The following is a 19,463-nucleotide window of genomic DNA, read 5'->3' on the forward strand; positions in this document are numbered from 1 at the left end:
CATATTTACTCACAGGCTAACAGGAAGAATGAGGCGTATACCGGTCGGTTCGTCGGTGTTAGTCGTCGGCTTCGGCGGCCGCTGGCCGGGGAATCGTCACGTCCGTGAGCCCCGTTTCGATTTCCTCGCGTCGGCCCTCGAACTTCCCGGGCAGCACCAGCCGGCCACCGAGGTCGTCAAGCGGTTCATCGCTGTCGTAGCCGGGGCCGCTTGTGGCGAGTTCGAACAAGATGCCGCCGGATTCCCGGAAGTAGACCGACCGGAACCAGTGACGGTCGATCTGTGACGTGGGGCGTAGCCCCGCACCGCGGACGGCCTCGCGCATCGACTGCTGGTCCTCGTCAGTCGGCGTCTGGAAGGCGACGTGGTGAACCGTGCCGTGGCCCTGTCGGCCACCCTGAATTGTCGGTAACACGTCGACGTACTTCCCGACGGAGCCTGTCGCGGCAAAGCGGGTCCGCTCGTCGCCAGGCGTATCCCCCTGTGCCTGCTCCGTCCCGACTTCCTCTAGGCCCATCGTCTGGAGCAGGTCCGCTGTGGGTTCGGGGTCAGCGAGCCACAGCGTTACGGAATGGAAGCCGCGGATAGCGGCGTCTTCGGGAACGAACTCCGTCCACGGCTCGGTCGGGTCGTCGTCAGGAATCTCGACTTCGACCAGTTCGACCGGCAGCCCGTCCGGGTCGCGGAACGGGAGGACAGTCTCGCCGAACCGCTTGACGCGGTCGTCGTAGTCGACGCCGTACTCGTCAAAGCGGCCCTCCCAGTAATCGAGACTCCCTTCGGGAACGCGGAACGCGGTGCGTGAGACCTGTCCGGAGCCGACCTTCCCCTGTGCGTGGTCCTCCCACGGAAAAAACGTCATGCTCGTTCCCGGGTTCCCCTCAGCGTCGGCAAAGAAGAAGTGATACGTACTGGGGTCGTCCTGATTGATCGAGCGCTTGACGAGCCTGAGTCCAAGCGTTTCGACCCAGAAGTCCATGTTCTGTTGCGGGTCGCTCGCGATGCATGTGACGTGGTGGATACCCGGTGTGGGGGTGACTTCGGTCATTGGTATCAATACGTGCCGGAACTACTTGAGTGACTGCTGACGCGAGTGTTACCGGGTTACAGTCGATGGAAGCAGTTGGCGCTGACGAGTCATACGACGGACAGCAGCTATATATGATGCTGGTGGGACATTCGCGTATGGCAGACGCGGACCGGACAGCGATTCTCGGCGGGACCTTCACACCGATTCACAACGGCCACCGGGCGCTCCTACACAAAGCGTTTCAGACCGCAAGCCACGACGGGAGTGGCGACGGCCACGTCATCGTCGGTCTGACGAGCCCCGAACTGGCCACAGAGACGCGTAGCGACCCAACACACGTCAAGCAGCTGGGTGCGTACGATGACCGTCGGAGCGCGCTCGCTTCTGAGCTAGACCAGCTAGGTGAGCCATACACCGCCACGTATGAGATTGTCCGGTTAGACGACACGCAGGGACCGGCCGCGACACGGGCGGACGTGGATGCGCTCGTCGCTTCGCCGGAGGCAAAGGCACAGCGCCGCGCCTACGAACTCAATCAGCAGCGGCGGGAGTCGGGGCTCCACCCGCTGGAAATCCACACGCCGCCGTTCGTCGTCGCCGAAGACGGCACACGAATCAGCAGTACTCGGATTCGGAACGGCGAAATCGACGTGCACGGCCGCTTGCTTGACGCGTCGGAATGAGATCCAGCTGATAGGCTCCAGTGTCTCCATGCGCTATGCCGTCACTCTCTGGTATCTAACCCAGCCGCATCCAGCCGTTCGGCGGCACCATCGACAGTCAGCGGCACGTCCACTGTTCGACCCTCGAACAGTCTGACGACCTGCGGCGGGCGCAGGTCACAGTCCCGCAGCAGGTCAGTGTCGGTCAGGATACGTCGGGTCGTCCCCCTCGCAGCAATCGTGCCAGTATCGTCGAGCAACAGCACCCGGTCTGCGACGTGTGGGACGAGTTCGGTGTCCGGCGTTGAGACGACAAGCGTGACGCCATCGGCCGCGAGTTCGTCGAGCAGGTCGAGAATCGTTTCCCGGTTCGCGGCATCGACGTTGCTCACCGGCTCATCGAGCAGCAGTACGTCGGGCTCGACGGTGAGCGCGCTGGCGAGGGCGGCTCGACGCTGTTCGCCGCCGCTGAGTCGGAACGGCGGCTTCGACAGGAGGCCATCGAGGTCAAGCCGGTCCGCGACTCGCTCGACGCGGCGGTCAACCTCCGCGCGCTCGCAGTCGAGTTGCGCCGGCCCGTAGGCGAGGTCTTCGCGAACGGTCGGGTTGAACAGGTAGTCCGCAGGGTTCTGCGTGAGGACGCTCAGACGGCTGCGGACGGTATCGGCGTCGGTCGTCGCCCCGAAGTACCGTACCTGCCCGCCGTCGGGGTCGACTAACCCACCCAGCAGTTCCAGCAGGGTCGACTTGCCAGCCCCATTTGGGCCGAGCAATGCCACACGCTCGCCGTGCTCGATAGACACGTCAACGCCGTCGACGGCCAGCGTTTCGTCGGGGTAGGCGTACCGGAGGGCAGTCGCCTCGATGGCAGTCACGCGACCACCACCACGACGGCGAGTGCGACGACCAATCCGAAGGCGAAGTCGGCCCGCCCGAGCGGTTCCCGGGGCTGTGCCGGTGTCGAGCCAGTCCCGCCACGGGCACGAGCGGCCCGCTGGACCCGCTCGCCGCGTTCCAAGCTCCGGACGAGAAACGAGCCAACGAAGTGTCCCGAATCGCGCCAGTTCCGGCGAAGACTCGGCTCAGCAATGGTTCGGCTCCGGCGGGCCCGGACCATACGTTCGAGTTCCGCGAAAAAGAGGAGCAAATAGCGGTACGTGATTCCGAGCAGTGAGACGGCAATGGGCGGCGCTCGGAGCCGGCGAAACGCCGCCAGCAGGTCGGCGAAACGGGTCGTCAACAGCAGCACGGACAGGAAACCGACACACGCAGTTACGCGGACGGCGAACGTGAGGACGTAGTCGACGCCAGCGGCCGAGAGTGGGAGCGACCCCAGCGAGGGGCCACCCATCAAGAACGCTTGCGGCGCGACGACCACGAGCGCGAAGGCCGGCGGGCCAGTCAGGCGACCCAGAAAGGTCCGAACGGGGACCCGCGACAGCGCCGCGAGCACTGTGGCAACAAGCGCGAGCGCGCTGACGACTGCCAGTGTCCGCTGTGTCACGGTAAGGGCGACGAGCGTCGCGACGCCGACGAGTTTGACCGTCGGCGTAACGGCCTGAAGAAACCCGTCCCGGTCCGGGAGGTCCTCCGCGAGCAGGAACCACTGAGCGCTGGCCGCGATAGCCGCGACGGTCCGGTCAAGCAGGTCTCTACCGGACATCAGCTACTGCCGCTGGTCGGTATCCGCCCCGAGCAGACGACCGATGCCAGCACCGAGGAGGAGCGTCAGTGCCGTTCCGACGACAGCCGACACGAACGTCCCGGTCGCGCCGCCGAGTCCGGGGACACCGTAGTCGGGGAACAGGGCGGTACCGACGGCGGTGGCGTGTTCTGTCGCACCTGTCGTCTCGGCGGCGTTCTCAAGGGGCTCGGCGTAGCCGACCTGCCCGGCTGCCCACCCGAACACCGGCGCAAGCAATGTCAGGACCAAGAGCGCGGCGAGCGCACGAGGCAGCCAGTCGGGGCGGTTCCGAGCCATCATGCGCTCACCTCTGAAGCGGCGTTCGGCCGGAGGTCGGGGCGAGCGCGAGCGAGGTAGCGGTAGACCGAGGCGGTGATGGCCCCCTCAATCAGCCCGAGCACGAGATGCCCGACGCCCATTATCGACAGCGTTGTCAGCAACTGGTACTGGAACGCCGAGGAGAGGCCAAGCTGGAACGCGGCGGTCAGTGCACCGGCCGTGATTCCCAGCCACCCCGCAGCGAAGGCGGCCCGGAACTCACCGTAGGGGACAAGCAGGCGATAGATGGCGTAGCCGACGTACACCTCGACGACAGCCATGTTGAACACGTTCGCGCCAAGCACCACGAGCCCGCCGTCACCGAAGACGAGCGCCTGAATCGTGACGACGGTCGCGACACAGAGTGCGCCCAGATGCGGGCCGAGGAGAATCGCCGCGAACGCGCCGCCGACGAAGTGAGCGCTGGTCCCGCCCGGAATCGGCCAGTCGAGCATCTGTGCAGCAAAGATGCTCGCCGCAACGACGCCGAGCAACGGTGCGCGCGCGTCGGATATCTCACCGCTGACGCGTTTTGCAGCGACGCTCAAAACGACGACCGCAAGCGCACCGAACAGCAGTGCAAGCGGGAGATCGATATATCCGTCGGGAATATGCATGCTACCCAAGTCTGGTCCCGGCGCAGTAATAATACTTTTTCATCGGGCAGTATTACTGCCGGCGGGTGAGTATTACCGAAGCCCGGATATCCATATGCGGGCCCCGCCCTATCGACACACATGAGTGACGATCTCGACCGGATAAGTCTGACACTTCCATCGTCGATGGTCGACCGGCTCGACGGCATCGTCGACGAGTGGGAATACGCGAGTCGGTCGGAGGCGATACGCGACTCGCTGCGTGACTTCTTTGCGACCTACGAGTGGGAATCCGGTGACGAGCAACACCACCATGGGACCATTGTCATTGTCCACGACCACCACGTCTCAGGCATCGCTGACGAACTCCAGACAGTCCAACACGACATGGCCGACATCATCACCTCTGTCCAGCACATTCATCTCTCCCACGATACCTGTATGGAGACGCTGGTCGTTGAGGGCGCGGGTGGCACAATCACCGAGTTGGCCAACCGACTCCGGGCAATTGGTGGCGTCCAACAGGTCAAGGTCGTCGTTGTCGACGAGTGAGCAGCGGACGGTGAGCGGAGGCGGGCCCGAAGCAATAACGCTATTCAGTCCAGCAGATAGCCATATTACAAGTTTTGAGACAGCAGAAATGGGCCCTGCCGGTTTCGCGGTTCCGTCATGCGGTTACTAAAAGTAAGTCGGTGAATCATTGTTACACTTCAGGGAGGTAATCACGGCGCTGTTCGGACTTCTCACGCTCGCCACGGCGGTCGTAATGCTTGTCGAGAATCTGGTCGCTCGCGTTCAGTCGATCCGACACCACACGGCGCGGGACATCCTCGCGCCGATACGCGGTAACCCTGCCACTCCGAACGTCGTGTGGTGACCGAGCGGATGGGCACGTCGAAGCCTTGCGATTCGACGTAGCTTCGCACTCTTCCGGATCGCGGTCATGCGGGCATTCCGCTCCCCGCCAGCACGGCCGAGTGACTCTGTACATCGTCGTCCGGAACGTCGACGTGGAAGCACGACCCTGCGGAGTCGTAACGAGCGGTCGACGCCCATGCTCGTCGAAAACCGGTTCACGTGGCCCGTCGATGTAGTCCTGCAAAACGTTGGCAACGTGATCACTGATCGCGTTCCATCGCTGTCCCTTCTCCCCGTTCTTTAGCGGCGTATCGGTCTGTGGGCGATGGACAAACTGGATGCCCGGATTGTCCTGTTCGAGTTCGCAGTCATCGATATCCAGCCCACGAATCGCACCCATGCGGGCTCCGGTGTGCCACAACAACAGGGCGATGACGTGGACCCTCGATGCGTACTTGTACATCTGGAGGTAGTCGAGAATTACATCGGCGCGCTCTGGGTCGAGCGTCGATGCACTCACCTCGCCAGCGTTGCTGATCGTCGGCAGTGGGACCTTCGTCCGAAGATCCTCGGGAACTGCATCTACCTCAGCAGCGAATCGGAGGAACGAACGGACCGTGGCCAGCTGCCCGCGGAGGGTTATGGGCTCGATCTCGTCGCGGCCCTTCCCGTTTCCTTCACGCCGCCAAACACGATAGGCGTACAGATCCCGGCCCGAAAGGTCGTTCAGGTTCTCAATACCCTCCTCGCGGCAGAACTGTTCGAAGGCTTCTAACCGGTACTCCTGTGACTGGATCGTTGATTCCGTTAGTTCGTCCTGTCGGGCCTTGAGGTACATATCGACGGCGCGGCCCGGTTTCAGTGGTTGGAGATCGTTACTCACACCTGCTCACCTCCGCGCACTGACCGCCCGTGATCAAAGCGACGAGTCGCACAGCCTGAACAGATCGGCTTGAGGGTCCGTGCATCAATCCCGTCAGCGTCAGCTCGACAGGTGGCGCAACTGCCGTCGTCAGAACTATTCGATTGCGATGCTTCGGTGTTCGTGCGGGGCTGTAGCCCCGTAATGGTGGATTCGCTCATGGTCTACAGAGCGCGAAGCCACCTTTTCGGGCGGTGTACCAGACCGCCCGTTCGTCACGAACCAAGGAGAGTCATCTTCGACCGAGTAGGGTGCTTCGCATACTTACCAAGTACCTACTGTTGCATAAATGCAACGCTGTTTCAATAGCAGTATTATATGGGATAGGTAGAACATTACCAGTACAAACAAGATGCTATCCCATACGGGCAACCAATGAGACAGTCTGGCTCGTGGATGACAATTTGGGACGACAGAATCCTTGAGATCATCCACGAGGAAGGAAACGGCTCGCCGAAAGAACTGGAAGATCGTGATGAGATACGGATCTCGAAATCCTCAGTCTCTCGAAGACTGAAAAAACTCGCTGATCACGATCTCCTCCAACCCTTGGCAAATGGGGTGTATGTAATCACTGAGGAAGGGGAGGCATATCTAAACGGAGAGTACGACGCAGGAAAGGAGCGGTATATCAACCGTGGAAATTCCACTGACGAGGAGAATGGAGCTGACGCACCTGACGGTCCCGGAATCAACAGCTGACGACGTTGCCCTGAATCATGTCACGTAAGCCCGCCAAATGGATGGTCCCGTTGGATGAACGAATCCTCGAAATACTGAAAGCCGAAGGCTGGTCATCACCGCGGTATATCGCACAGAAAGTATCCCTTCGTGCCTCTGTAGGCCGCGTGCGTGAACGCTGTCGGATGCTTACGTACGCACAGATGATCGAACCACTGACCCGTCAGTTCCAGAACTACGATATCACAGGGTATGGGCTGCGGTATTTGGAAGGAAGACTGGATGCGAATAATCAGCCACGGCCATCGGCAAAAAAAAGTATTGCGAGGTTAAATTCCATCAACGAATAGATACAATAATTAAAACAGTTTCAATAGATCTGAATTGTTATTCTAATACTGTCATATATTGATTGTATTCTTGAGTTCACCTTCTAATATGGTAGAGAACGTCCAGACGGAGGTTATAGTCAACAGTCCAACAATAACTAAAGCGGATTTTAGACTATATTGGAAACTGAAACTAATGTCAACTATTGGAATGAGAATTTGAATGCTATTGCCAGCCCCATATATTATTATACATGTTAAAGAAACGAACAGAATATGTGTCGGGAGTGAAAATACGACTGTATCATCAGAGAGTAGCAGATCGTACTCGTCAATCTCGAAGACAGGTAGTGCACTCCATACTAAAACCGTAAGTGAGCCTGAAATTAAGAGAACAATATCAGTTAAGAGTGTTGTGGAGAATACTAGTCCAAGTACCAAGAGGACATTGTTTATACCGTGGATGAATACAAATCTCCCTAAGTTTGGGGTTAAGCGTGCCTCAGCCGCATAAATTAGATCTATAGTACGTATCCTCATTTCTTCGACTGTCCTTATTTGCTCCTGCGGGATCTCTGGGTCAGGCTTCTGGTGAAAGAGCATCATCGGCAGAGACGGTAAAATTCTGGGACGGAGTCTTCTGAAGTGCAATAGGAATTGTATCCTCTCAGATTCATCCTTAATGTCGCTGCCGGTGATCCTCTCCAAAGCCTCTCTTTGTATACTGTGTATCGGTTCTAGAAGTGGTCTCAGCCTCTCATAAAATATCGACTGAAGTCTTGCTTCAATTGAATCTGAAACGAGTTTCACTACAAGACTTGTGAATAAGCCCCAGGTAATCCCTCGGATGATAGCGAACAATATACTAGTAATTGGTGAAATCAGAAGTGGTGGATGTTCTTCTTTGACTATCGTAGTTAAGTCAGCTTCACGTGCGACTTTCGCGAACTGAACAATAACTAGTATTAAGACTGGCAGAAAAAATGTAGAAGCCGTTGATCCTGTCTCCGGCATAGATGCTAATTTGTGACCTGTCCACTGGTATAAAATATGGCTTATTGAACTATATCCTCCTGTCGGCCTGGCTATTTTCTGATTGATATCGATTGGGCCGTCTCAACTTCGTACGTTCCCGGTATACAAAGCGTGTTGGCGATTTCTTTCCTCTGCTGGAGAGTCAGATCATCCCGGCTAAGAACAGCCTGTATTCGTTCGTCAATCCGCCACGAAAACTCAGCAGACCGCATGAGTGCCTTCGTCTTGTTGCAGTCCCAGAACTCAGCAGCTTGCTCGATGGTATCCGTGCGATGCGCGTGCTTACCGTCTTCGCGGATTCGCATATCTTTGAATTGGTGTTGGAGATAATAACTCAGGCAAACAGCTTAAAAAGAGAGATCATCCCAAAGGAAATCCAAACGACTATTCCGCCAACGAGCATAATTTTCCCAATTAGCCGAGCAGACTTCACACGATCTATCCAACGATCAGCCTCTTCCAGTTCGCCTGTTTCAAGATTGAATTTCGAACTCTGTCCTAACACCCTCTTCTGAATTCTGAGGGTGTTAATCTCTTCACGGTGAAATCTTGTTTCTATATCAGTTCGAAGCGACCAAGCTGAATGTCGTTTCGATTCGTGCGCCAGAATAACACCACCGAGAAATAGCGCTACTGCTCCTCCAATCGACATTAGAACAGATAACCGAAGATACTCTGAACCGCTCCACAATCGGAATATTTGAGAGAGAAAAGCCGCCCCGACGATAACCGTCAAGTAGTATGTGTTATGTATCATCCTATCTCGATATCGGCCCTCCTCACCGGCTTGCTCATATTCTGTCACCCATATATCAAAATTATCCTGTTCAACCCCCGAATCTTCCTCAGATTTATCCGACATATACATTCACTCGTACACACGAACCTCATATCTTGTGTTGAGTGAGTTGTGAAAACCCCCCTATATCAGGAAAACCGAGAGTTCAATGTGGTTCTGTGGTGCTATGATCTCAAAACGACTGGTTTATTCTGTAGATATGCACACGTGTAGATTCGTCTCGTGTGCATATCGTATCGAAGATGATCTCCGAGCTGCGACCCCGTGGGGAGAATTGAAATCTGAGACGAGTTTCAAATAATAATTTTAGGATGGGTACTGTTTACGAAATATGGCGATTACAGGAGATATTGAATATGAATCTGAAAATAGTCAGTTTGAGGATGATAAAGAGGGCGGAGATGACAAGGAACACTCATCTTTTGAGATTGTAGAATTCCTCACTGAAAACAGGGACTTGTTCGCTGTACTCGGTGTATTCGCTGCCCTCTCAGTATACATTCCAAGGTTAGCTTCAGAATCCGGTCAATCTACTGTTCTGAATATCGGATTTGCCTCGTCTGTTGCCATTTTTATGGTAGTTATATACGCAATTTGCAAAGAAGCAGATAAGCAATATGGGGTAGTCTCGGACCTACCGTCATACATGTTTGAGGTAGACAGTGGTTCATTTGAGTTTATAATGTTCGCAGTCCCTTTTGTAATCTTAATCGTCTCACTACTAGGAATCGGCACAAACTACCTTGCCTCAATAATATTCATAGTCAAAATAACAGTCTTCATATGTGGTTTCAGTACGGTTGTATTCGGATTCAACATTATAGAAAAAGTATCAGGAATTGGCGATATAAATATGATGGAGATGGGTATTTTGGGTTTCATCAAATATTTTCTCCTTACAGTCTCGGTTCCGGCGTTTGTGGGTCTAATATCTTCGTACGGAATAGGCTACAACATTCAGAGATATGGGCTGGGTCTGTCTACAGTTTTTAATATCACTACCAATAATCCCGGAGTGGCTATCGCAACATCATTTATGCTTGGATCGCTTATTGTTGCAGTTTTATTCTTTGCTGTATCAATGTTGCTTCCGCTAATATATTCTTACGAAAGAACGATGCCCTTTATTAAATCACAGTTGCGTTGATACCTCACTTTTACCGAACCATCCCAGACCAGCGGACATGGTCGCATTCGCGGCCAGTCCTACCATGTTCGGAAAGATAGACATCGAAGACGCCCTGGCTGGTGTGATTTTCACCGCCAGTGCGTTCGTCACCAACGGTATCGCTTCAATCAGCCTGCTTGGCTACGACCTCGCCGCGTCCGTGTTCACCGTCCAGGGCACGAGCATCGACCTCGCGTTTCTGCTATCGCTCGCCGCCCTGGCGATGGCATACGCCACCAACCGCGTCAACGAGAGTCGTAACAAGAACTACCAGCTCGACACCGATCTCGTCGAGATCGCCAAGGGCTCGGCCACTGTCGAAACCTACCTCGCGCTCGGGACGCTTGTCATCGTCCTGTTCACCGGGCTGAACATCCTCGGCGCGCAGGATATCGTGGTTGGGTCGGCCGCTATCGGTCTTGTCGTCGTTGGCGTTGAGGCCGCCGGCTACTACGTCATCAGCTACCTGGGGTGAATCCGATGGACCGCATACTTAGCTATGGGCTCGTGGGCGTTATCGGCGTCTCTGCGTCCACAATTGCCGCGGCTGTCATCGGCTCCCCGCTCCCCGTCGTCAGTCCCGCCGTCGTCGCCGGCGGCGTGATCGCCGCGCACCACGCACAGCAGAAGGACACCGCCGCCGGCGCTGACGACCAAGAGGGTCGCACCAGCGTCGAGCAGGTCGAAACCGACGGGGGGCAAGAACAGTGACCCGTGCTCGCTCGGTCCTGCTGGCCGCGCTCATCATCTGTTCCGCCGTCGTGGGGGCCGTCGGTCCCGCACTGGCACAGACAGCCACCGACAGCGGGCCAGTGACCTACGAGTACACCGGCTCCCCAACGACGCTGATTGTTGATACCAGCAATCTCGATGGCGGCACGGAGTTCACCGTCGAGTACACCACGCAGGGCGGCCCGTCCACCGGGACGACCGTCTTAGCCCGCGAAACGTACAATACTGCGAACCTCAAAGAAGACCAACTCCTGTTCTTCAACGACGGCGCGTATGAATCCGTGAACGTCACCGTGTCGGACTACTCCGGCGGCGAACCGACGTTCGACTCCAAGAGCGGGCTTCTCGGCGGTGTGAACCTCGTTCGTACCGTCGTCGGAACGACTGGCGGCGACTCTGATTTGACCTGCGACACGTCCGACAAAATCGGTAATGCACTCTCCGGCGTCGAGAATCTGGACTGTACGCCTCAACCGGGCACGACGACCGTCAACACGACGAATACGGACACTGCACAGGTCAAAACGGACATCTATCAGTCTGCCCTCAACAGCAATGCTAGCACTGACAACACGCTAACCGTCCTGAACAACGACCTGAAGGATGCTAAGACGCAAGCTCGCATTGAGGGCAAAAACGCCTATATCCGCGCACTAAACAACGGAAGCAGTAAGTCAGCCGCTAAGAATGCGGCTAAAGAGGCTGTAAGTGATTTCTACGCCACGCATCAAAAGAACCTGCTGGCTGAGTACACACTGACCGTCTCCCACTTCAAGTACCTGCGTAGTACTGCCCTCAACGAGAGCATAGACAGTAGCTACGTGGATACTGACGACCAGTCGCTATCAAGCACCGGAGACTACACTTACGACTGGAATCAACCGACAGACTCCGTAACTCTCACTGATGGCACGACTGAGGACTACACATACGTCCAAATATCCAAGACCTACGGTCCGGGTGGCGACACCGAAACGTACGACCACTACATCACAAACACTGCGAAATCTGGTGCAACCCTCGGTATATCGGCTAAGTCGCTCGGAGTCCATGGATACAATTCCGATACGTCATATGTTGCTGTCGTACCCTTCGAGCGGTTCCAGTCTACGTGGACGACTATCGAGAATCAAGACCAGACTGTTCGGAATGAAATGTATACGCTGGCAGAGAACACGTATAGCGCCTATCAGGCTGGCGAAATCAACAATAGCGACCTCGTGGACCCGTACGTGCTGGCGTCCCAGCAGTCGCCGGGCGACGACTTCCAAGGCTGGGCCGCCGCACAGCTCACCCTGCTCGGCACGAACTCCCCAGAGAACTTCGACCAGATCGGGAGCTTCAACGTCACCACTGAATCCGGTACGCAGTACGAGGGCGTACTGTTCTCTCAAGAAAATCCAGCCAGCGGTCAGTTCGAGAACGGAACGACCTACAACACGTCCAATATCGGTGGCACGCAGTACGTCGTTACCTCGGATCGCATTGTCGAACTGGATGGAGAGTTCACTATTGACAGCATATCCACGCAGGACGGTCAGACCGTCCAGAACGTTACTATCCAGAAAACCACGTACGAGACAACCAACGTCACCGAACTCAAACAGCAGTACGAGGATCTCGCCTACAAGCGCGCACAGATCGAAGCTCGCGAGAAGGCCTTGAAACAGTCTGCGGGCGGTGGCTTCCTCGGCGGCGGCAGTGTTCCGCCCGTCGTTGCATTGGCCGTCATCGGCACGCTACTGGCTATCGTCGTTCTCCAGAACTAACCCACCCATGCGTTCCATTTTCTTCGTCGCGCTGCTCGTGGTCAGCCTCGGCTGCGTCAGCGCCCCGACCGCCGCACAGTCTGCGGGCAACCTCCCCGCCGAAACACCCGGCCCACAGCCCACAGCCAACGCTACTGATACCACGCGCATCGACGGGCAGACCGAGATCGTCGGCTCGGAGTACCTGCCAGACGAAGGAATCGCCCGAATCACCCTCCGGTCGAGCGCGGTACAAACGGTGACGATCTCCGACGCCGGCCGCTTCCAGGAAGGCGGGAAGATTCCCGTCCGTACGGTCGCTATGCGCTCGGACGACACCGCCACTGTCGAGATTCCCGTCACTGAGAAGGACGGCTACGTCGGCGTCGCCATTTCCACGGCGAACACGCCACTATACGCCGAAATCGTACAACGGCCCTCCGGTGGCGGACTCGAAATCCTCCGCGCACTCTCATCGTTGCAGGCGTGGCTCGCCGGGGCAACTGTCGCGTTTATCTGGATGATCGTCGCCGGCTACAACGTAATTCGCGGCGAGAATGGCCGTCCGGAGGTAGCATGAAGCCCGCACCGACTTTCCAGAACAACCGCGACCGGCTTGTCTACCTGCTTGCCGAGTACAAGCTACTTATCGGTGGGATGCTCGTCGGTGCGGCCGTGCTGTTCGCCTACTACCAGCCGCAGCTGCCGACCCTGCCGACGTGGATTCCCGCCATCGCCGTCGGCTGGCTCGTGCTGGCGATCCCCTGCTATCTTGTCGGTGCGAAGATCGCCCGCTGGCTCCGTCGACGTAACTGGGTCGAAGTTCACCACGTCAACGCCGTCGAGGACACGACCGAGAAGTACTATGTCCCCCCGGAACTCTGGCGCGAGAAAGAGATCGACGGCCCGGACCCATATCCTGTCAACGGTGGCAGCGCGTGGGCCGTCCGCGAATACGAATACCTCGAAGACATCGGCCAGCTCCGCGTCGAGGGCGTCTGGCTCGAAGGTTGCCAAGACACCCAGCTGATGACCAGCAAGAAGCAGATGCAGGATATCCACGGCTGGCTCATCGACCGCGCCGAAGAACTCGCCGCAATCCGTGGTCGGTGGTCCCGTGGGTCCGTCGAGCTGCAAAAGAAGCTCGTCACTGCTGACGCCGAAGCCAACGAGCGCGGCCAGATGATTCAGAAAACAGCGGCCAAGGAGACCTTCGGTGACCTCATCGAAGACGGCGAGAATCCCGAAGACGCACCCACCATCCACGACCTCACCGACGCACCCGACCCAACAGCAGACGCCGCTGTGGGCTATGGGCAAGACGAACCGACCGGCGAGCAACCGCAGGACCCACGACTAAACGATGACTGACGACGGCAACGACCTCTACACGCCTGCACAGTTCCGCGAGTATCAGGACGGCTACGGCCAACGCAATCCCGACGAGGTACACCAGCACGCCGGAATCGTTCGCGATGAGAAGCTATCCCGTTACCTCTCGATACTCGAAACGCACTACGATCCACGACACTGCGACCGTCCAGAGAAGATGCCAGGACAAGCCAAGGACCTCTCTCACGTTCGGGAGATCGTCCGCATCGAAGGCACTGAAACAGCCCGACAGGCCATGGCGAACGGCGATATGCAGTCGTTGAAGCACTTCACTGGAGACGCCGGCCAGCGGGCCGATATCTCCGGTATCAAAGCCATCGACCAGCTCCGGGCACAGATGACTGGTCCCGCGCCGATGTTCTACGAATGGGCCGAACCGGGTACAGGGAAGTCGAACTTCGCCTGTTTGCTCGGCCAACTCTGGAAAGAACAGCAGCCTTCGGATGCACTCGTGGCCTCAAACATCCGCACACTCGAAGAGACCGACGAGTGGACCGACTCGGACGGAGATCGTCGTGATGGCTGGCTCGCCAACTACGGTGAGCTGAACGAGTGGCTGAAACAGGACGGTGATCCCATGCACAACGAGCAGGTCCCGAAGCTGTTCATCTTCGACGAGGCCAGCAGCAATGCCGGCGGCAGCGGGAAAGACGGCTACGACACGAAGACGAAACTCGGGCCACTCACCTACAAGATCCGGAAATACGGCGGGTCGCTCATCATCATCGGCCACGACGGCCGGGACGTCCACCCGCTCGTTCGGGAACTCGGCGTCTGTGTCCACAAGGAAGGGCTGAAGGAAGCGACCTTTTACGAAGACGTGCGGAACCGGAAGGGCGTCAACCCGATCTTCTCCGTGTCCGGAATCCCCGAAACAGACTGGCGCTACGACGACAAAGAACCGACTACGTGGTCGTGGTCGAGCGGGGAAGATGATGACGACGAAGTGGACCCGGAAGACCTCTCTCGGAAGCTCGCGATCTACACGGTCATCACGGCCAAGGAATCTGAACCGGATAGACCAAACCACGAAATTGCCGATTTCGTCCCGTACAGCGCCGAATGGGTCCGACAGCGCTGGAACGAGTATCAGGACGATGGCAAGCACCGCAATGTGGTTGGTGAGGTGACGGATCTAACCGCATGACAGCGATGGGATTCGACCAACCCAACAACAACCAACCCCCCGGCGTAGCCCTGTTGTTGGCCCATGGCGTGCGCTCGCGGTGCGAGCACGCGCGAGCCATGGGCAACGGCTGCGAACAGCCCGGAGGAGTATCTATATATGACGCACGCGAGGTGCGCGAATGAGTCGAAGTCATAAGGCCAATCACTACGGCACGCTCGTCGAGCGGAAAGCTGCCGAGCGGTACGATCTTGAACTAGATCGATGCAGCTGGCACGACGCGAAGCGACCTGACGGGACGCCGGTCGAAATCAAGGCCGCGATGCATCGGCATGCCGATGGCCAGCCCGGTACGTTCAAGCTATACGACCAGTACCACGAACGATTACGGGCAGCGAACGGATGGTACGTGTTCGGTGTGTATCGGGTGTGTGGACGTGGTGTTAAAGTGTTAGAGTGGGAGATGAGACATTCCTCTCGACTACCTCAGATACATTGGCACGGTGGTGGTGAACATCGGAAGTCGCTACAAGGGAAAATTAAACTTATAGAAATATATGAATAGATTTGATTAATTTTGCCCTAGTGGTGAATTTGCAATTCTGACTAATTCAATGTTTCTGAAAGCCCTACGAGTAGGTCCTTGATCGTCAGCGATCAGGGAATCAACGATATCATCTAAAAGGTTTATAATACTCTCATTCCCGGACAACAGGTCGTCAACAGAATAGTCAGTATCTTGGAATCTTATAGATTCACCAACATACTCTCGAACTCTTGTTTCAAGAGGTTCTTCGCAGAGTTCTAGATATCTCTCGGCGTTTGAATAACTTGAATCCGCTAATTCAGTATCACAAATGTCAGAAATATGCTCAGATTTCCCTAAAATCAGTAAATTTCGCTCTAGGTTTGCAATATTTCGTCCATTAAGAATACTATGCATATTTGTCAATAGGTTATCAATATCTCCTTCGTATCGTATGAGCCATTCTGAACCCTGTACATTATTAATTATACTACTTCGATATAGAAAATCTATTTTTTCATTTGTCAATTCTAGTTCTCTTCTCTGCTTATAGAAGGTATAGATAGCTTCTCGATGTTCCATCAAGACATCATATTGGTTCCAACTTTCAACTGCGACTGTTAATATATCATCTAAATTATCTACATCTTCATCACTAATAATTTGTCCAACAGGAACTCCCGCTTCAGCGATACTCGATGGGTTTGTACTATTACCAACACTACCATCTTCACCATCCAAAGGTGAAATTCCAAAGATATTCAACAGATTGTCTTTGTTATCTGCGACTGATTCTAACTCACTAAATGCAATTTCTCTCCGTGGAGCTTCCTCACGAACGATATCGTACGTATTGTTCAGAAGTTTCCTGAGTAGTTTAGAGTTTACTCCTTTTATTTCACCGCCTCCAGAAAAGGCATCGAAAACCCAGTCAAAATCATCAGCAATAATATAATTGACCGTCATTTGATCACCATCTCCCAAGTCAATCAGTCTCTCTTGATTAAAATTACCACTTTCAGGAATATCACTCTCCCAATCTACCAGGAAAATATTTGGCTGTCGATCAGACGTTTCTATTGCAGATTTGACATCTGACAAGATCTTTTTTACATTCGGGTCGTTAGGACGGTATCCTACAATTAGGACGGGATGTTCTGTGAAGAATGTTAATAGTTTTGCACTCAGATAATTCTTCGTTTCATCAAAGTCAGTAAAATCAGACTCAGTGAGGACAATCTCTGATGGTCGGGTAACACAACCATGGATTTTGAATATTTCTCCAATATTAGCAAAAGGTTCCTCAATCAGCCGTTGTCCAATAACTCTTTCATAATCTTGAAAGATGAAATCTTCCAGAAATGTGTCGTAATTTGTGGTTATAACGGCATGAGGTTGGATATCCTTTAATAATTCTATCTCTTCTTTGTTACGATTGGACAAATCCGAGATGGAAGATGGGGTTAAATTTCGAATTAAGTTTGCAACTTCATATTTCAGATAGATATCTTCGGGAGCATCCCCATCAAATAACCAAGGTGGAAATTGGTCTTTTCCTCCATCCTCGCTGCTGTTCCATGCCCATTCATTATACATTTGAGCAAATTCTTCTGCAATTTCCCTCTCATTGTTTTTTGTTTGCTCATAGAATTCATAATCTCGTTCAATCGCGCTGATTTCAGAGATTTTTCTCAGTAACTCGGTCCAATTAGGTGCACCAAAGTATCTGATTGATAGTCCTGTCCCAACAAACAAAATAGGCTGAGATTTTAATTCACTAATACAGGCCTCTATTCGATTCTCCATTTCCGACTTATAATCCAGATAGGCACGTTGCATTATCCCAGAGATTCCACCGAGCGTTAAAAAAATATCCCCCGACAGTTGTGCTGTGTATTTTGGAGAAGTGGCCTTAGCCACACGACTAAGGGGAACCCGGAAACTCGCTTTCCGGGTTCCCCCTGGTCGCGCGGCTGGGTGACGTGACCAACGGGAACGAACCCAGCCGCGCGACACGCGATTTTCGGGGAAAGACCACAGTATTGCCGCAAAATCAGTGTGTTGGACAGTGATGCCTCTATGCAGGTGGCGCGCTACCCGCCGCGCCACTCGTCAGCTGGCGGGCAGCCGGCCGCCCGCCACGCCTCAAAGTCGAAGCCTTCGCGGCCCTTCTCGGCCGCCCGCGCTTCACGCAGATAGTCGCCGGATCGGTATGCTGTCTCGAAGGCTTTCGAGAGATCGCGGAACCGCTCACGGCCGGTCTCCGCGGTCTCAACGACGACGTGAACGCCGTAGGTGTTCTCCTCGACGCACTCGGTGTAGGCCGTCTGGATTTCCCGCATGATGGTCTGTGCTTCCTCGAAGTCGGCCGGCGTATAGCCCACCTTCAACAGTTTCCGGCAGTCGTCAGCGTCGGTTTCCGTGATCGCATACTCACGGCGGATTCGCGCCCACCGTGATCGGGAACGCTCTTCGGCCGCGTCGGCCAGCTCCATCGTCGCGCTCCCGATCTCCTGCTCGAAGCGGTCGCCCGCTGCGCGGACTCGCTTCAGTAGCTCCTGCTGGATCTTCTTCGAGGACAGCTCCATCTCGCCGTAGGTGTGCTCGATCAGCCCCTCCATCCGCTGGATGACAGTCCGGATCGTCCGGTACGTGTAGCCGGTCTTTTCGGCTGCCTTCTGTGGTGAGACCTTCCCACCGTCGGTGAGTAGTAGTTCCGTCACGTCGCGGTCGGCAGTGGTCATGTCTCCCCACAGCTGCATCACGCGGTGTTCCTGGTCGTCTTCGATCTTCGGCAAGGGACACTGGACGAACTTCCGGGCTTCCGTCGTATCCCGAATGTTCCAGAACGGATCGAAATCCACGAACACACTGCTCTCGGCGCTTGTCGCCAGCCCACACCAATCCAGACAGTTCAAGATCGTCTCTTCCAACTCGCGCCGGGCGTCGTCGAGGTCGTCCCACCGAACAGTCTGCTCGGTTCGGCTGGTCTGGTAGGACACTTCGAATTTCGGATGGTAGGGGGCCTGATCCGGTTCGTAGTTGTCCGGGTGGTTCGGATAGTAGTGCTTGAGTTCCTTCCCCAGCCCATGCCCACGGACCAGCTGGTCGGCTTTCTCGTCTTCGACCGTGGCCGTGACGTAGTAGCCGGGCAGTTTCGTGTTGTCTTCGACGTGCTTGCGATACCCCGAGCGGTCACCCTGAATGAGTGTGTGACAGCGCGCTATCGGTCCATCCGGCGCGTACAGCGGCCCGCTGTCTTCACGGTGTAACCGGACGTAGTAGGCCAGATCGTTTATGTGGCTGTCCGGGTGTGGCTGGTCGAAGTACCGCGCGGCAATCCCGTAGGCGTCCATCACGCGCTTCACGAGCGACAGATACCGCTCGTGGGGGATGTTGGACGCCTGTACCTGCACGTCGATGTAGGGCTCGCCGTACTGGGGCACAGAGACGGGTTCGCCATCAGCTGTGAGATTCGGCCACCGTGGGCGGACGGTTATCGTCCCGCCTTTCACGCGCTTGTCCCGATCTGCCCGCTTCCCCTCGTACGTGGGCGAATCCTTCGCGACGAAGTAGAACTGGAACTCGCGGACGTTCTGGATCTGGAACTCCGGATTGTCCCAAGCGTCCAGCCCGCTCTCGGAGTAGTCGAAGCAGGTTGCCCATGTCTCACCCGCGAGTTCGATATCCCGCGTGGGTTTGCCTTCGGTCTCCCACCGGTCTCCCCACTCCTTGATGAGCGAATCCATCGCGTAGTAGGGTTTCAGCCCGTAGTCCGGGACGCCGGGATCGGGATGCACACCAATCGTAAAGCGCACGTCGCCCTCATGAGGGGCGCATTTGAGATGCCGCGACAT

General features: G+C 55.7%; 21 protein-coding genes. 11 read left to right on the forward strand and 10 right to left on the reverse strand.

Going from position 1 to position 19,463, the window contains the following annotated elements; genetic code table 11:
• Positions 1-58 precede the first annotated feature (58 nt).
• Complete coding sequence (locus tag RR_RS14130) at positions 59-1,048, reverse strand: VOC family protein (RefSeq protein ID WP_011224121.1); 990 nt, start codon at positions 1,046-1,048, stop codon at positions 59-61.
• A 137-nt stretch (positions 1,049-1,185) separates the two neighbouring features.
• On the opposite strand from RR_RS14130, the gene RR_RS14135 reads away from it, so the two are divergent.
• Positions 1,186-1,713, forward strand: coding sequence for a phosphopantetheine adenylyltransferase (locus RR_RS14135; protein WP_049919126.1), 528 nt, complete (start codon positions 1,186-1,188; stop codon positions 1,711-1,713).
• Between the two features lie 41 nt (positions 1,714-1,754).
• Here the strand turns inward: RR_RS14135 and RR_RS14140 are convergent, their stop codons facing one another.
• From RR_RS14140 to RR_RS14155, 4 genes are read right to left on the reverse strand one after another with little or no spacing between them, the layout of a single operon-like run.
• Complete coding sequence (locus RR_RS14140) at positions 1,755-2,567, reverse strand: energy-coupling factor ABC transporter ATP-binding protein (protein ID WP_049938977.1); 813 nt, start codon at positions 2,565-2,567, stop codon at positions 1,755-1,757.
• The gene (gene cbiQ / locus RR_RS14145; protein WP_007189361.1) at positions 2,564-3,355 is read right to left on the reverse strand and encodes a cobalt ECF transporter T component CbiQ; all 792 of its coding nucleotides are present in this window, start codon (positions 3,353-3,355) and stop codon (positions 2,564-2,566) included. Before cbiQ ends, RR_RS14140 begins: the two co-directional genes overlap by 4 nt.
• A 3-nt stretch (positions 3,356-3,358) precedes the next feature.
• Complete coding sequence (locus RR_RS14150) at positions 3,359-3,673, reverse strand: PDGLE domain-containing protein (RefSeq protein WP_049939177.1); 315 nt, start codon at positions 3,671-3,673, stop codon at positions 3,359-3,361.
• Positions 3,673-4,311 (reverse strand): energy-coupling factor ABC transporter permease, encoded by a 639-nt coding sequence (locus RR_RS14155; RefSeq protein WP_004958950.1) that lies wholly within the window; start codon positions 4,309-4,311, stop codon positions 3,673-3,675. The genes RR_RS14150 and RR_RS14155 overlap by 1 nt, the downstream gene beginning before the upstream one ends.
• A 120-nt stretch (positions 4,312-4,431) precedes the next feature.
• Here RR_RS14155 and nikR point away from each other — a divergent pair, with 120 nt between their 5' ends.
• Positions 4,432-4,842: a nickel-responsive transcriptional regulator NikR gene (nikR, locus tag RR_RS14160; RefSeq protein ID WP_004958951.1), complete on the forward strand. Its 411-nt coding sequence runs from the start codon at positions 4,432-4,434 to the stop codon at positions 4,840-4,842.
• Between the two features lie 151 nt (positions 4,843-4,993).
• On the opposite strand, the gene RR_RS14165 is transcribed toward nikR, so the two are convergent.
• A complete protein-coding gene (locus tag RR_RS14165; RefSeq protein WP_011224123.1) occupies positions 4,994-5,986 on the reverse strand; it encodes a tyrosine-type recombinase/integrase in 993 nt (330 codons plus the stop codon).
• Positions 5,987-6,445: 459 nt separating this feature from the next.
• On the opposite strand from RR_RS14165, the gene RR_RS14170 reads away from it, so the two are divergent.
• On the forward strand, positions 6,446-6,772 hold the full coding sequence (locus RR_RS14170) for a PhiH1 repressor (protein WP_011224124.1): 327 nt from the start codon (positions 6,446-6,448) through the stop codon (positions 6,770-6,772).
• Positions 6,773-7,152: 380 nt separating this feature from the next.
• Here RR_RS14170 and RR_RS14175 read toward each other — a convergent pair whose 3' ends face one another.
• Both RR_RS14175 and RR_RS14185 read right to left on the reverse strand, forming a co-directional pair.
• Positions 7,153-7,890 (reverse strand): hypothetical protein, encoded by a 738-nt coding sequence (locus tag RR_RS14175; protein ID WP_137440615.1) that lies wholly within the window; start codon positions 7,888-7,890, stop codon positions 7,153-7,155.
• A gap of 559 nt (positions 7,891-8,449) precedes the next feature.
• Positions 8,450-8,977: a hypothetical protein gene (locus RR_RS14185; RefSeq protein ID WP_137440616.1), complete on the reverse strand. Its 528-nt coding sequence runs from the start codon at positions 8,975-8,977 to the stop codon at positions 8,450-8,452.
• Between the two features lie 268 nt (positions 8,978-9,245).
• On the opposite strand from RR_RS14185, the gene RR_RS14190 reads away from it, so the two are divergent.
• The 8 genes from RR_RS14190 to RR_RS23135 all read left to right on the forward strand — a co-directional run bounded on the left by RR_RS14190 (position 9,246) and on the right by RR_RS23135 (position 15,645).
• Complete coding sequence (locus RR_RS14190; RefSeq protein ID WP_011224127.1) at positions 9,246-10,061, forward strand: hypothetical protein; 816 nt, start codon at positions 9,246-9,248, stop codon at positions 10,059-10,061.
• A 64-nt stretch (positions 10,062-10,125) separates the two neighbouring features.
• Positions 10,126-10,557 (forward strand): hypothetical protein, encoded by a 432-nt coding sequence (locus tag RR_RS14195; protein ID WP_049939178.1) that lies wholly within the window; start codon positions 10,126-10,128, stop codon positions 10,555-10,557.
• A gap of 5 nt (positions 10,558-10,562) precedes the next feature.
• Positions 10,563-10,793 carry a hypothetical protein gene (locus tag RR_RS14200; protein ID WP_011224129.1) on the forward strand — a complete coding sequence of 77 codons (231 nt, stop codon included), beginning with the start codon at positions 10,563-10,565 and terminating at the stop codon, positions 10,791-10,793.
• Positions 10,790-12,583, forward strand: a complete 1,794-nt coding sequence (locus RR_RS14205; RefSeq protein WP_049938979.1) for a hypothetical protein — start codon at positions 10,790-10,792, stop codon at positions 12,581-12,583. The genes RR_RS14200 and RR_RS14205 overlap by 4 nt, the downstream gene beginning before the upstream one ends.
• Positions 12,584-12,590: 7 nt before the next feature.
• Positions 12,591-13,142: a hypothetical protein gene (locus RR_RS14210; protein WP_011224131.1), complete on the forward strand. Its 552-nt coding sequence runs from the start codon at positions 12,591-12,593 to the stop codon at positions 13,140-13,142.
• Positions 13,139-13,933, forward strand: a complete 795-nt coding sequence (locus tag RR_RS14215) for a hypothetical protein (RefSeq protein WP_011224132.1) — start codon at positions 13,139-13,141, stop codon at positions 13,931-13,933. Before RR_RS14210 ends, RR_RS14215 begins: the two co-directional genes overlap by 4 nt.
• Complete coding sequence (locus RR_RS14220; RefSeq protein ID WP_011224133.1) at positions 13,926-15,101, forward strand: hypothetical protein; 1,176 nt, start codon at positions 13,926-13,928, stop codon at positions 15,099-15,101. Before RR_RS14215 ends, RR_RS14220 begins: the two co-directional genes overlap by 8 nt.
• Positions 15,102-15,261: 160 nt before the next feature.
• The gene (locus tag RR_RS23135) at positions 15,262-15,645 is read left to right on the forward strand and encodes a hypothetical protein (RefSeq protein WP_079890992.1); all 384 of its coding nucleotides are present in this window, start codon (positions 15,262-15,264) and stop codon (positions 15,643-15,645) included.
• A gap of 6 nt (positions 15,646-15,651) precedes the next feature.
• Here RR_RS23135 and RR_RS21540 read toward each other — a convergent pair whose 3' ends face one another.
• Positions 15,652-17,445: an SIR2 family protein gene (locus tag RR_RS21540; RefSeq protein ID WP_011224134.1), complete on the reverse strand. Its 1,794-nt coding sequence runs from the start codon at positions 17,443-17,445 to the stop codon at positions 15,652-15,654.
• 254 nt (positions 17,446-17,699) lie between these two features.
• On the reverse strand, positions 17,700-19,463 hold the full coding sequence (locus tag RR_RS14225) for a hypothetical protein (RefSeq protein ID WP_011224135.1): 1,764 nt from the start codon (positions 19,461-19,463) through the stop codon (positions 17,700-17,702).

The sequence above is a fragment of the Haloarcula marismortui ATCC 43049 genome (assembly GCF_000011085.1).
GTDB lineage: Archaea > Halobacteriota > Halobacteria > Halobacteriales > Haloarculaceae > Haloarcula > Haloarcula marismortui.

Bases quoted from the DNA above. Each gene is read 5' to 3' on its own strand.
- RR_RS14130 (WP_011224121.1), bottom strand. From the start codon at position 1,048: ATGACCGAAGTCACCCCCACACCGGGTATCCACCACGTCACATGCATC.
- RR_RS14135 (WP_049919126.1), top strand. From the start codon at position 1,186: ATGGCAGACGCGGACCGGACAGCGATTCTCGGCGGGACCTTCACACCG.
- cbiQ (WP_007189361.1), bottom strand. From the start codon at position 3,355: ATGTCCGGTAGAGACCTGCTTGACCGGACCGTCGCGGCTATCGCGGCC.
- RR_RS14150 (WP_049939177.1), bottom strand. From the start codon at position 3,673: ATGGCTCGGAACCGCCCCGACTGGCTGCCTCGTGCGCTCGCCGCGCTC.
- RR_RS14155 (WP_004958950.1), bottom strand. From the start codon at position 4,311: ATGCATATTCCCGACGGATATATCGATCTCCCGCTTGCACTGCTGTTC.
- nikR (WP_004958951.1), top strand. From the start codon at position 4,432: ATGAGTGACGATCTCGACCGGATAAGTCTGACACTTCCATCGTCGATG.
- RR_RS14165 (WP_011224123.1), bottom strand. From the start codon at position 5,986: ATGTACCTCAAGGCCCGACAGGACGAACTAACGGAATCAACGATCCAG.
- RR_RS14170 (WP_011224124.1), top strand. From the start codon at position 6,446: ATGAGACAGTCTGGCTCGTGGATGACAATTTGGGACGACAGAATCCTT.
- RR_RS14185 (WP_137440616.1), bottom strand. From the start codon at position 8,977: ATGTCGGATAAATCTGAGGAAGATTCGGGGGTTGAACAGGATAATTTT.
- RR_RS14190 (WP_011224127.1), top strand. From the start codon at position 9,246: ATGGCGATTACAGGAGATATTGAATATGAATCTGAAAATAGTCAGTTT.
- RR_RS14195 (WP_049939178.1), top strand. From the start codon at position 10,126: ATGTTCGGAAAGATAGACATCGAAGACGCCCTGGCTGGTGTGATTTTC.
- RR_RS14200 (WP_011224129.1), top strand. From the start codon at position 10,563: ATGGACCGCATACTTAGCTATGGGCTCGTGGGCGTTATCGGCGTCTCT.
- RR_RS14210 (WP_011224131.1), top strand. From the start codon at position 12,591: ATGCGTTCCATTTTCTTCGTCGCGCTGCTCGTGGTCAGCCTCGGCTGC.
- RR_RS14215 (WP_011224132.1), top strand. From the start codon at position 13,139: ATGAAGCCCGCACCGACTTTCCAGAACAACCGCGACCGGCTTGTCTAC.
- RR_RS14220 (WP_011224133.1), top strand. From the start codon at position 13,926: ATGACTGACGACGGCAACGACCTCTACACGCCTGCACAGTTCCGCGAG.
- RR_RS23135 (WP_079890992.1), top strand. From the start codon at position 15,262: ATGAGTCGAAGTCATAAGGCCAATCACTACGGCACGCTCGTCGAGCGG.
- RR_RS21540 (WP_011224134.1), bottom strand. From the start codon at position 17,445: ATGCAACGTGCCTATCTGGATTATAAGTCGGAAATGGAGAATCGAATA.
- RR_RS14225 (WP_011224135.1), bottom strand. From the start codon at position 19,463: ATGTCGCGGCATCTCAAATGCGCCCCTCATGAGGGCGACGTGCGCTTT.